The organism is Methylotuvimicrobium sp. (assembly GCF_050611805.1).
Taxonomy (GTDB): domain Bacteria; phylum Pseudomonadota; class Gammaproteobacteria; order Methylococcales; family Methylomonadaceae; genus Methylotuvimicrobium.
This window is the reverse complement of record NZ_JBNGHF010000012.1, coordinates 41076-53762: the sequence shown is the minus strand read 5'-3', so window position 1 is coordinate 53762 and position 12687 is coordinate 41076. Positions and strand designations below refer to the sequence as shown.

Sequence of the window (12687 nt, the reverse complement as noted above, 5' to 3'; positions counted from 1 at the left end):
TAACCGTTAATTTGATGTCCAGCCTTTTGTGGATGAATACGCTGCTGATGAACATAAAATCTAAAACTATCGGTGTAAAAGCAGTTTTGTCGGCGTTTGCCATATTCTCAGCAACTCCCAATTTAGGGATCAAAAAGGGTATGGGGTGTGCTTGGCGAGGATGTCGGCAGCGGGACAGATTTTTGCTCCTGCAAAATCTGCATTCACGCCATCCTTGGCGCTTAGCTGCCGCCAAGCCCCCATGGATGGGTTTACGGCGTTCCTCGTCAGGCATACCCCTCACCCTAAGATCGGCGAAAATGCTCAAACTGGGAATTGCTGCCATATTCTTAAGTGCTTGCGATATCTCGCAATTAAATAATCCTTATTCCAAAAAAGACGCTGATTTGGCCGTGCTTTATTCTGCATTTACCGAGCGGCCGAAGCATCTGGATCCGGCGATTTCCTATAGCGCCAACGAATATACGTTTCTCGGACAGATTTATGAGCCGCCATTTCAATATCACTACCTCAAAAGGCCTTATGAATTGGTACCGTTGACCGCGATGCAAATGCCGGAAGTCGTCTATCTTGATGTCGAAGGCAACCCGTTACCTGAAAACGCTGCGGAAGCGCATATTTCCTTTACCGATTATCTGATTGAAATCAAGCCGGGAATTCGTTATCAGCCGCATCCGGCGTTTGCCAAAAACAGTGACGGAACGTATCGATATCATGCATTGAGTGATTCGGAGATAGCGCACATAACCGCGTTGGCTGATTTCGATCAGTTAGAGACCCGGGAGTTGGTGGCTGAAGATTATGTTTATCAAATCAAACGCCTGGCTTATTCGAAGATTCAATCTCCGATCGCTGAATTAATGAAGCAGTATATTGTCGGGTTCGATGAGTTTTATGAGGCTACCCGAGACGTCGAAATCGGTGAATTAATGCAGCGGAAACTATCCGGTGTGGAAGCGTTGGGCAAGTACCGTTACAAAATTCGAATCAACGGAAAGTATCCGCAATTCAGTTATTGGTTGGCAATGCCGTTTTTCGCGCCGATGCCTTGGGAAGCCGATGTTTTTTATCATCAGAATGGTTTGATCGAAAAAAACATCACGCTCGATTGGTATCCGATCGGTACCGGACCTTTTTTATTGGCGGAAAATAATCCGAATCGGCGCATGGTGCTGGAAAAAAACCCCAATTTTCGTTTCGAAGCCTATCCCGACGAAGGTGAACCGGAAGACCGAGAGCAAGGCTTGCTCGAAGATGCCGGCAAGGCCTTGCCTTTTATCGATAAAGTCGTGTTTACGCTGGAAAAGGAAACGATTCCCTACTGGCAAAAATTCCTGCAAGGTTACTATGATGCATCCGGCATCGCCTCCGATAGTTTCGACCAAGCCGTGCAATTTTCCGGCAGCGGCGAAGTGGGTTTGACCCGCTCGATGGAAGAAAAAGGCATTCAATTGAAAACATCGACGGTGACCGCAATTTATTATATGGGCTTCAATATGCTGGATAGCCTAGTCGGTGGTTTGTCCGATGAGGCTAGAAAGTTACGCCAAGCGATCGCTATCGCGGTCGACTATGAGGAATTTATTTCGATATTCATGAATGGTCGCGGCGAAGCCGCACAGGGCGTTTTGCCGCCGGGTATATTCGGCTACGCAGAAGGGCAGGAAGGGCTCAATCGCTATGTTTACGATTGGGTGGACGGCAGGCCAAAGCGAAAGAGTATTGAGGCGGCTCGTCAATTAATGGTTGAGGCCGGATACCCCGGGGGGATAGACCCCAAAACCGGCCAACCCTTGATTCTGTATTTCGACACGACCTCGTCGGGTATCGATGACCGGTCTAGATTGAACTGGTTTCGCAAGCAATTTAGACAATTAGGGATTAAGTTGGTCATACGTGGGACCGATTACAATCGTTTTCAACAAAAAATGCGTGCCGGCAATGCGCAAATTTATATGTGGGGTTGGAATGCCGATTACCCAGATCCGGAGAATTTCTTTTTTCTGCTTTATGGACCAAACGGAAAAGTGCAATTCGGCGGCGAAAATACCGGCAATTACCAAAATCCGGAGTTCGATCGCATATTCGAAAAAATGCGTAATATGGATAACACGGATGAGCGTTTTCGCTTGATTCAGAAATTACAAGAACAAGTTCGTTATGATGTGCCGTGGTTATTCGGCTTTTACCCGAAAGATTTCATTCTTTATCACCAGTGGTATAAAAATGTGAAGCCGAATTTAATGGCGAATAATCGTCTAAAGTACGTTCGCATCGATACAGCCATCCGTACCGAAAAAAGACAGCAGTGGAATCAGCCGGTTTTCTGGCCTATTGTGCTCGTTTTATTGTTGTTAGCGGTCTTGATTGTTCCGGCAGTACTCGCTTATCGCCGGAAAATTAGAGCGATTGTTCATTAGTCTTTATTGATTTACAAGGTTTTGGAGACCTAGCGATGATTCAATATATCATCCGACGAATTTTATATGCATTTCCGCTATTGCTGGGCGTAAACATTTTGACGTTTGTGTTGTTTTTCGTGGTAAACAGTCCCGAAGATATGGCGCGTATGCAACTCGGGCACAAGCACGTCACCGAGCAAGCCGTCGAGAACTGGAAGCAGCAGCGAGGTTATCATTTGCCGTTGTTGTGGAACGCTGAGGCTAGCGGTACAAGCAAGATCACCGAAACGATTTTTTTTCAAAAATCGGCCGGTTTGTTTTGGTTCGATTTCGGAATTTCCGACAGTGATCGGCGTAATATCGGTGCCGATATCAAGCAGCGGATGTGGCCCAGTTTGGCAGTGGCATTGCCGACTTTATTGCTGGGTCTGATCACGAATATTTGCGTCGCTTTGCTGATGGTTTTGTTTCGCCGATCTTATCTTGAATTCGGCGGTATTGTGCTTTGTGTCGTGTTGATGTCGGTATCGTCATTGTTTTATATCATCGGCGGACAATTTTTTATCGGCAAGGTGCTGAAGCTGGTGCCGATTTCCGGCTACGATGGGGGCTTTCAAGCGTTGAAGTTCATAGTGCTACCGATAGTCATCGGTGTGATCTCCGGCATCGGTTCCGGGGCGAGATGGTACAGAACGCTGTTTTTGGAGGAGGTCGAAAAGGACTATGTGCGAACCGCTAGGGCCAAAGGCTTGTCCGAGACCCAAGTGTTATTCCGGCATGTGTTAAAAAACGCAATGATACCTATTTTGACCGGCGTGGTCGTGGTGCTGCCGTTGTTATTTATGGGAAGCTTGATCATGGAGTCGTTTTTCAGTATTCCTGGCCTGGGTAGTTATACGATCGATGCGATTAACAGTCAGGATTTCGCGATTGTCCGGTCAATGGTCTTTCTTGGCTCGGTGCTTTATATCGTTGGGCTGTTATTGACCGATATTTCTTATACTTTAGTAGACCCTAGAGTCAGGTTGTCATAATGGTTGTTTTATGGACCGATGCGCTTATTTTTGTGTTGCTGCTCGGCATGATCGTATTGTCGGTTTATATGCTGCGCAACCCTCGAATGAGCCGGCCGTTAAGGCAAATAGGCACGAGTAAGACCGGCATGGTATCGCTGACGGTGCTGCTATTTTTCGTGGCGGTGGGTTTGCTCGACTCGATGCATTTTCATTCGAAGGATTCCAATGAAATCGTCAGTGTTTTGGATCAATGGCTGTCGCCGATTCGTTTGCATGGCGAAAAGACCTATTCGGCACCATTTGCTGCCCATCTTTTCGGCAAGGAGTTAATGGTGCTAGAAGATGGCAGTCCGGTATGGGCTTATCCGCGATTGCAATACGGCGGGGCTCATTTGGATGATCCGGAATCCGAGTTGTTCTACGATGTTTTAATGAAGGCCTCTATCGGATTCATTAAAAGCGCAATTCCTGCGGCTATCGTGCTTGTCTTATTGGTGCAAAGGCTTCGGCGTCGGCAAAATGCTTTAATAAGTCAAGCTTCAGTCAAGGCTGTTGCTTGGACCGTCTTTTGGATCGTGACGGTGTGCGGTACATTGCTTGAGTTGTCTTCCTATTATCACGTTTTAGGCACCGATAAAGTTGGTGAGGATGTGTTATACCAGGCGATTAAAAGCATTAGAACCGGGCTTGTTATCGGGACGCTGACGACGCTGATTATGCTGCCGCTGGCAATCGTGTTTGGTATTCTCGCGGGTTTTTTCCGAGGATGGGTCGATGATACGATTCAATATTTGTACACGACCCTCAATTCGATTCCGAGTGTATTGTTGATTGCCGCCTCGATTCTGGTCGTGCAAGTCTATATGGCGAAAAATGAAGAACAGTTCACGAGCTTGATCGTTCGCGCCGATATGAGGCTACTGTTTTTATGCATAATTTTGGGTGTGACCAATTGGACGGGGCTATGCCGTATGCTGCGCGCCGAAACGCTGAAACTTCGCGAGATGGAGTATGTGCAGGCGGCTTCGGCGCTTGGTGTCAGACGAAGAATTATATTATTCCGGCATATTCTGCCGAACGTGATGCATATCGTATTGATTTCGGTCGTTCTCGACTTTAGTTCTTTGGTGTTGGCTGAGGCGGTCTTGTCGTATATCAATATCGGTGTCGATCCGACCACGCATAGTTGGGGTAATATGATTAACGGTGCCCGGCTTGAAATGGCGCGCGAACCGGTGGTTTGGTGGTCGTTGGCGGCATCGTTCCTATTTATGTTTACGCTGGTACTTGCCGCGAATCTGTTCGCCGATTCGGTCAGGGACGCATTCGATCCGAGGCGCATGGGATGAACCGAAGCCCCGTTCTTGAAGTTAAAAATCTAACAGTCAAATTCGGCGTCGATAATCCGGTAGTCGATGCCATCGGCTTCGAGGTGCATGCCGGTGAAACGTTTGCAATCGTTGGCGAATCGGGTTCCGGCAAGTCGATTACCGCGTTATCGGTATTGCGGTTATTGCCGGTCAATGCAAGCGTCAATGCTGATGAAATCAACCTGAATGGCGTCGATCTATTGCGCAAGGCCGAATATGAGTTGTGCAAAATTCGCGGTCGGCGTGTTGCACTGATCTTTCAGGATCCGATGTCGTCGCTTAATCCGGTGATGACGGTCGGTGAACAAATTGCTGAAGTGCTTAAATTACATTTCTCGATGACGAAACAAGCGATTCGGCAACGCGTCATCGAATTATTAACGCGGGTTGAGATTCCGGAGCCTGAAAAGCGGGTCGGTGAATATCCGCATCAATTATCGGGGGGACAGCGGCAGCGGGTCATGATCGCGATTGCCTTAGCCGGCGAACCCGATTTATTGATCGCCGACGAACCGACGACCGCGCTGGATGTGACGATTCAGGCGCAAATCTTGGCGCTCCTTAAGGCGATTCAAAATAAGACCGGCATGGCGTTATGGTTGATCAGTCATGATTTGGCATTGGTTTCGACGATGGCCGATCGCATTGCCGTGATGCAAAATGGCAAAATCGTCGAGACTGGTCGGAGCGCTTCGATATTTCAAAATCCCACGCATCCTTATACGCGAAAATTGCTCGATGCCTTGCCGTCGATGGATAGTTGTCTCGGTCATCAAAGAGAGCAAACCCCCCCGCTACTGAAGATCGATGATTTCAAGGTCTATTATCCCATTAGAAAAGGGATCTTTAAGCGAGTCGTCGGCCATGTTCGGGCAGTCGATGGCGTTGGCTTCGAAATTGAACATGGTAAGACATTGGCCTTGGTCGGCGAGTCGGGTTGCGGCAAGACGACGCTTGGCAAGGCGCTATTGAATTTGATTCCGGCTTATTCCGGAAGGGTTGTTATGGACGGCATCGAATTACATAAACTGACCGGTGAAGCTTTGCGGCGCAAGCGTGCCGATATTCAAATCGTGTTTCAAGATCCGTTTTCGTCGATGAATCCTAGAATGTTGGTTAGCGAGATTATCGATGAAGGAATTAGAGCCTTGTATCCCAAGGTTGGTGCAGTCGATAGATATGCGAGAGTTGTCGAGTTGCTCGAACGGGTTGATTTGCCGCCTGATAGTGCGCATCGCTATCCGCATGAATTTTCAGGCGGTCAACGGCAGCGAATTTGTATTGCCAGAGCCTTGGCGGTGCAACCAAAAATGATTGTTTGCGACGAACCGACTAGCGCGTTGGATGTTTCGGTTCAGGCGCAAATAATCGAGTTGTTGAAGGATTTGCAGAAAGAACAAGGCGTGAGTTATTTATTTATTACGCATGATCTTGGTGTCGTTGCGGAAATTGCCGACGAGGTGGCGGTGATGTATCGCGGCAAGATCGTCGAGCACGGTGAAGTCGAACAGGTACTGCTGAATCCGAAAAATACCTATACCCGCGAATTATTGGCGGCGGTTCCGCGCTTGCAAAACAAGGATGTATAAAAAAAGGCAAGGGCAATATAATTGCTCTTGCCTTTATTCGCTAAATGGGGCCAAATCTTAAGTCGATTTGTCGGCTAATACTTTCAGTTGTTGACCCGGCTTCAAAATCTTGTCGACGCTGGTCGAGTTCCATTTCAACAAATCGCTAACTGGGACTTTAAATTTTCGCGAGATTTGCATCAGAGAATCACCCGGTTGGACAGTATAGTTAATCGGTTGTGAAGAGGAGTTAGCTTTAGCAACGATTTGTGAGCCTTTATGGATCGTCAACTTTTGTCCGGCTCTTAAGTTCGAATTTGCGTTCAACTTATTCCACTGATAAATTTTTTGAGTGCTAACCGAAAATTGCCGGGAGATTTTCCAGAAAGTATCGCCGGGTTTGACCGTGTAAATGATTGGTTTTGCAGTGGTCGGCGCTGATTTGGCGGCAATGGACGATTTTCCGCTTGCGGGAATGATCAGTGATTTTCCCGATTGAATGTGGTCTGTTTTGCCAAGGCGGTTAGCTGTGCGAATAGCGCCGACTGAAGTCTTGTATTTCCGGGCGATTAAGCCCAAGGATTCACCAGGGCGGATTTTATGTTTAATTTTGCGACTCGCGGCGGCTTTGACGCGACTTTTGTCCGGTACTACCTTTACGGATGCTTGAGTATAGCGTTGCGCAACCGGAAGCTTGGCTAGGTTTTCTTTGAAAATCGATACTTGATCTACCGGTATCAATAAACGGTGTGGGCCGTTTGGTGCGGTAGCGTTGCGTTTGAAGGCCGGGTTCAAGCGCTTGATTTCGTCGACGCTGGTTTGGGCGAGTTCGGCGGCTTTTTTTAAGTCGAGTTGCGTATCCAGGTCGACGACTTCGAAATAAGGCTGGTCGGGGATCTCATACAACGGGATGTTGTATTGATCCGGGTTAGCGAAAATTTTCGCAACAGCCAACAATCGCGGCACATAGTTAAACGTTTCGTTGGGCATTTTCAATGACCAGTAATCGGTAGGTAAATCCTGGGCTAGATTTCTGTCTATCGATTTTTGCACATTGCCTCGGCCCCAGTTATAAGAAGCCAGCGCGAGCAACCAATCGCCCTCGAAATTATCGCCGAGGTCTTTTAAGAATTTGGTTGCAGCCTGAGTGGAAGCATAAACATCGCGGCGTCCGTCATACCAATTATTTTGTTTGAGGCCATACAAGCGGCCGGTTTCCGGAATGAATTGCCAAAGCCCTGAGGCATGTGCTGGAGAGTAGGCGTCGGGCCGGAATGCGCTTTCGACTACCGGTAACAGGGCCAATTCACCAGGGATATTTTTTGATTCAATTTCTTCTAAAATCAAATGCAGGTAAGGTTCGGCGCGTTTTTGCACGCGTACTAAGTATTCCGGGTTTTTAAGAAACCAGTTGATTTCCTTGTCAATCCTTTCATTCTCGATTTCGGGCAGTGCGTAAAGCGAGACCAAACGTTCCCAAATGGTATGGTTGCCAGATTTGAATAAGCTTTTTTTGGACTTGGCGAATTTCAGTTTATTTAGGCGTGGTTTGTAATCATCTTTTTTAACGAGCGGTGGTTTTTGGCTAATACTAAGTGAACTTTTGGTAGGTTGTTGAGTACAACCAGCTGAGAGCGTCAAAATCAAAAACGAAAAAAGCGTCAATGACCTGTTAGAATTAGTCTTAGGCATATCTATATCTTTAAATTCATTGCACGAAATGAGTAGTATAGCCCGTTTTTATCATAATTCACTGTAATTTAAATTTTTTGAGCTTATTTTTATGAAGCGCGATTTTTTATTCTCCTGGTATGAAACACCAAGAGGAAAAATGCTGCAAGAGGTTGAAGCCGAATATATTCGGCGTTCGATTACGGTCAGTTGTAAACAAAAAGTGCTGCAAATAGGCGGTTTGGGTTGGGAGGATCAATTTATTGACTGCACGCTTTATAACGGGTTTACGATTTTAGATGCCAATAATCTAGGATGCGATGGTGCGCTTAAAATTAAGGCTAAAGCTTATTGCTTGCCTATACTTAGCGATAGTGTCGATCTGATTTTATTGCCTCACTTGCTGGAATTCGATGCGAACCGTTTTCAAACAATGCGTGAAATCGAACGGGTACTAAAAGCGGAAGGCCATGTGTTGATTATCAATTTTAATCCGTGGAGTTTTTGGGTTCGCTATCAATATCTTTGGGAAAAAAAAATGGCGGATTCGTGGACCGGACATTTTATCAGTAAGAGAAGAGTGCTGGATTGGTTAAAGCTGCTTAATTTCGAAGCAAAATCGGTTGCCGATTTAAGTATCGATTCGGTTCGTTCAAATCCTGCGAATGCCAAGTCTGAAAGATCCTCGTTGCGTGCCACTGCCTACGCAATCAGGGCAATCAAGCGTCGATACACACTTATTCCTTTGGATTCCAAAGCCGTAAAACAGCCACGTATGGCTATTTTGAACGGTTTTGAATCGTCACAGCGTTTAACGAAAGATGACTGAGCCCGTTATTATTTATACCGATGGTGCGTGTCGCGGTAATCCCGGGCCTGGCGGTTGGGGGGCCTTTCTAAGTTATAAAGGGTCGACCAGGGAGTTATTCGGCGGCGAAGCACAAACGACGAATAACCGAATGGAGCTAATGGCTGCGATTCAAGCGTTTGAAGCACTGAACCGTCCGTGTTCCGTCAAGATATTTACCGATTCGAAATATGTACTGCAAGGCATCACCGAATGGATGCCGAATTGGAAAATAAGAGGTTGGTTGACCGCTGCCAAAAAACCGGTAAAAAATGACGATTTATGGCGGCGTCTCGACACATCGATGGCTAGGCATCGGGTCGAGTGGGTCTGGGTTAAAGGACACTCCGGCGATCAAGGTAATGAGACGGCAGACCGACTGGCTAATCAAGGCATCGATTCTTTAAAGAGAGCATGAGTTTGTTTCAGCGCGCCGACTCTTCTCAAACTGTTCCCGGTGGAAGTTTTTTTAATGGAAGCACGGTCGTGCTCAATGTAGTTGCCTCGCTCAGTTATATAGTTGGCGGTTGTCTCGGCACATTATTGGCAATTCCGCCGAGCGGCGTGAGCCCGGTTTGGCCCGCTTCGGGTATCGCACTAGCATTGATATTGGTTTATCGGGTTCGGGTGCTGGCGGGTGTTTTTTTCGGCGCTTTGTTTGTACAGGTGTATGCCTTTCTCGATCATTCTTCAGTCGAAATGATTGTTGGCTCCATGGTGATCGGGAGTGCCGTCAGTGTGGCTTGCTGTGTTCAAGCATTGGTCGGAGCTACGTTAATCGAGCGGTGGGTCGGTAGCGGCGATTCATTAACGGAAGATCGACGCATCTTGCGCTTCATGTTACTAGGCGGACCGTTGGCCTGCTTGGTAGCACCGGCAGTTGGAGTTACAGCGCTGTGGATTCGCGGCGTGATTACCGGCGATGATATTTTGTTGAGCTGGGGGACTTGGTGGATTGGCGATACGATAGGCGTGTTGATTTTTACACCATTTGTTCTGACATTTATCGGCGAGCCAAGATCTTCATGGAGGGTGCGTCGCAACTATGTGGCCTATCCGTTGGTTTTACTGGTTCTGTTGGTCATTGGCGTTTTTCAATATGCCAATCGGCAGGAGTCTCTAAGAATCGAGTCGGTCTTCGAGCGACAGGCGATGTTGTTCCATAATGCTTTCAGCGTCTTGGTTCAAGACCACATTGGTACCAATGAGATCCTAAAAGGTTTATTCGATAGCGCCGACCCCATTTCCAAAGAAGGTTTTAAAATCTTTACCGCTCCGCTTTTAGATAAGCACCCCGGTCTAGTGGCGTTGGAGTGGATGGCTCATGTGCCAGCATCAGAGCGGGATAGATTCGAAAATTCCCAAAATGAAGGCTTTGCAATACGAGAGCCTGACGAATTCGGGCGGATGGTTTCAGCCGGCCCCCGCATGAGCTATTTGCCGATTACTTTTCTTGAGCCGTTAGAAGGCAACGAGAAGGCTTTGGGTTACGATATTTTTGTTAACCCCATAGCATCAAGCGCGGTCGAGAACGCAAGAGATCGCGGGGTTCCCGCGGTTACCGGTAAGCTCAAATTGGTGCAGGACGGTCATGCCGACAAAAGCGGTATCGTTATTTATTCCCCGGTTTATGAGCGCTTTCAACCGGTGGATACCATCGAGTCCAGGCGGCTGCATTTTAAGGGCGTTGCCGCGACGGTGTTTCGCATCGACGATCTTGTATCGATAGTGTTGAGTAACCTCCCGGATATGCAGTTGTTGATTCGAATCTCCGATCATGACTCGATGTTATTTAGCAATTTTCCAGAAAGGCCGACTCATAAAGTCATCGATTTGCCTTTAAAGATTGCGGAGAGAATTGAAGTCGGGGATCGCGTCTGGAATATACTTTACGAACCTTCCGGGCAATTTTTTCATAACCATTTATCGTGGAGCGTCTGGTGGTTGTTGTTAGGAGGTTTTTTGTTTACAGGGTTGACCGGCATCGGTTTATTGATGTTGACCGGGCGGACCTTAAGGATGGAGGAAGAAGTTAAAAACCGAACGTTGGAACTGAAGCGGAGCAATGCTAGCCTCGCGGAAAGTGAAAGCCAGTTACGGTTGGCCGCGACGACATTTGAAACCCATGAGGGAATTTTAATTACGGATAATGCCGGCAATATCTTACGCGTCAACCATGCTTTTTCTGAAATTACCGGTTTTAGCGCCGATGAAGTGGTGGGGCGGACTCCACGGATTTTACAATCCGACCGTCATTATGATGATTTTTATGACGAGCTTTGGCGGAATTTGCTGACGGTTGGCAAATTCGAAGGCGAAATTTGGAATCGGCGCAAGAATGGAGAAAATGTTCCGACATGGCAAACGATCACGGCTGTTAAGAATGAAACAGGCGATACGACGCATTTTGTCGCTATTTTTTATGATATTACCGAGAAAAAGAAAGCGGAAAACGAGATTCATGATCTTGCTTTTTATGACCCGCTGACAGCTCTGGCTAATCGCCGTTTACTGGTCAATCAGCTTTCCAACGAATTGGCTGTGAGCAAACGCCAAGGAACTTTCGGGTCTATTATTTTTCTCGATTTGGATCGATTCAAAGTGTTGAATGATTCATTGGGTCATCATGTCGGGGATGAGTTGTTGATTCAAGTTGCGGGTCGTCTGAAGGATTCACTCAGAGAACAAGATATCCCGTCAAGACTGGGCGGAGACGAATTCGTTATATTATTCATGCCAATAAAAGCAGTCTCGAAGCGGCTAGCGATGAGGCATTACATGTTGCCGAAAAAATAAGGTGTGTACTAAATCGGCCATATTTTTTTGGAGATTTCGAACACCATTGTTCGCCGAGTATTGGTATCGCTTTGTTTCCGGATAGTGGTCAAACGGCCAATCAGATTCTGCAACAGGCCGACAAGGCTATGTATCAATCCAAGGCTAAAGGGCGAAATACGATAAGCTTTTTTCATCAAAGCATTCAAGAAGCAGCCGATGCCCGAATGTTTTTAGAGAAAGAGTTGCGATCGGCTATCGAAAATCAGGATTTTATTTTGTATTACCAGCCGCAAACCGATCGTTTAGGGCGGGTTTCCGGTTCGGAAGCCTTGATTCGCTGGGAGCATGGGCAAAAAGGTTTAATCGCTCCCGACCAATTTATACCGGTTGCCGAAGAAGCGGGTTTGATTGTGCCTTTGGGTATATGGGTCTTTCGCGAGTCTTGCGCGCAAATGCGAAAGTGGCTCGATAACGGCTTGGACATCCAGCATATCTCGATCAATGTCAGCTCTAAGCAATTTCGTCAGCAAGACTTTGTCGATCAAATTGCTGACGCGATAAGGCAATATGAGGTTCCGGCTTCGCGTTTCGTTATCGAATTAACCGAGGGCGTTGTGATCGATAATATCGATGACACGGTCGAAAAAATGCGAGCCTTGAAACAATTGGGTGTAAAAATCTCGATAGACGATTTTGGGACAGGGTATTCGTCATTGACCTATCTCAAGCAACTGCCGCTGGACGAATTAAAAATCGACAAGAGTTTTGTCAGAGATATTGCTACCGATTTCAACGATGCCATTATTATCGAGACCATCATCAATATGGCTCATAATCTCGGAATCGATGTCATTGCCGAAGGGGTCGAAACCGAGGAGCAAAGAGACTTTCTGTATAATAAGGGATGTCGAGTGTTTCAAGGGTATTATTTTTCTCGGCCGATGACGAGTGCGGATTTTGAGGCTTGGGTTAGGAAAGATGAAAGATGAAAGATGAAAGATGAAAGATGAAAGATGAAAGATGAAAGATGAAAGA

General features: G+C 46.9%; 9 protein-coding genes. 8 read left to right on the top strand and 1 reads right to left on the bottom strand.

Annotation, left to right across the window (positions count from 1 at the left end):
• Positions 1 to 299 precede the first annotated feature (299 nt).
• The 4 genes from ACRJJO_RS08040 to ACRJJO_RS08025 are packed head-to-tail and all read left to right on the top strand — an operon-like array spanning position 300 to position 6377.
• Entirely contained in the window at positions 300 to 2420 is a 2121-nt protein-coding gene (locus ACRJJO_RS08040) for an ABC transporter substrate-binding protein (protein ID WP_431065327.1), read from the top strand.
• Between the two features lie 35 nt (positions 2421 to 2455).
• Entirely contained in the window at positions 2456 to 3436 is a 981-nt protein-coding gene (locus ACRJJO_RS08035) for an ABC transporter permease (protein WP_431065326.1), read from the top strand.
• Positions 3436 to 4767 (top strand): ABC transporter permease, encoded by a 1332-nt coding sequence (locus tag ACRJJO_RS08030; RefSeq protein ID WP_431065325.1) that lies wholly within the window; start codon positions 3436 to 3438, stop codon positions 4765 to 4767. The genes ACRJJO_RS08035 and ACRJJO_RS08030 overlap by 1 nt, the downstream gene beginning before the upstream one ends.
• Positions 4764 to 6377, top strand: a complete 1614-nt coding sequence (locus tag ACRJJO_RS08025) for an ABC transporter ATP-binding protein (protein WP_431065324.1) — start codon at positions 4764 to 4766, stop codon at positions 6375 to 6377. The genes ACRJJO_RS08030 and ACRJJO_RS08025 overlap by 4 nt, the downstream gene beginning before the upstream one ends.
• A gap of 57 nt (positions 6378 to 6434) precedes the next feature.
• On the opposite strand, the gene ACRJJO_RS08020 is transcribed toward ACRJJO_RS08025, so the two are convergent.
• Positions 6435 to 8048 (bottom strand): LysM peptidoglycan-binding domain-containing protein, encoded by a 1614-nt coding sequence (locus tag ACRJJO_RS08020; RefSeq protein WP_431065323.1) that lies wholly within the window; start codon positions 8046 to 8048, stop codon positions 6435 to 6437.
• Between the two features lie 91 nt (positions 8049 to 8139).
• Between ACRJJO_RS08020 and ACRJJO_RS08015 the strand changes: the two genes are divergently transcribed.
• The 4 genes from ACRJJO_RS08015 to ACRJJO_RS08000 are packed head-to-tail and all read left to right on the top strand — an operon-like array spanning position 8140 to position 12641.
• Positions 8140 to 8856 carry a class I SAM-dependent methyltransferase gene (locus ACRJJO_RS08015; RefSeq protein WP_431065322.1) on the top strand — a complete coding sequence of 239 codons (717 nt, stop codon included), beginning with the start codon at positions 8140 to 8142 and terminating at the stop codon, positions 8854 to 8856.
• The gene (gene rnhA, locus ACRJJO_RS08010) at positions 8849 to 9292 is read left to right on the top strand and encodes a ribonuclease HI (protein WP_431065321.1); all 444 of its coding nucleotides are present in this window, start codon (positions 8849 to 8851) and stop codon (positions 9290 to 9292) included. Before ACRJJO_RS08015 ends, rnhA begins: the two co-directional genes overlap by 8 nt.
• Complete coding sequence (locus ACRJJO_RS08005) at positions 9289 to 11670, top strand: CHASE domain-containing protein (protein ID WP_431065320.1); 2382 nt, start codon at positions 9289 to 9291, stop codon at positions 11668 to 11670. The genes rnhA and ACRJJO_RS08005 overlap by 4 nt, the downstream gene beginning before the upstream one ends.
• Complete coding sequence (locus ACRJJO_RS08000; protein WP_431065378.1) at positions 11592 to 12641, top strand: putative bifunctional diguanylate cyclase/phosphodiesterase; 1050 nt, start codon at positions 11592 to 11594, stop codon at positions 12639 to 12641. Before ACRJJO_RS08005 ends, ACRJJO_RS08000 begins: the two co-directional genes overlap by 79 nt.
• The last annotated feature ends 46 nt before the right edge of the window (positions 12642 to 12687 follow it).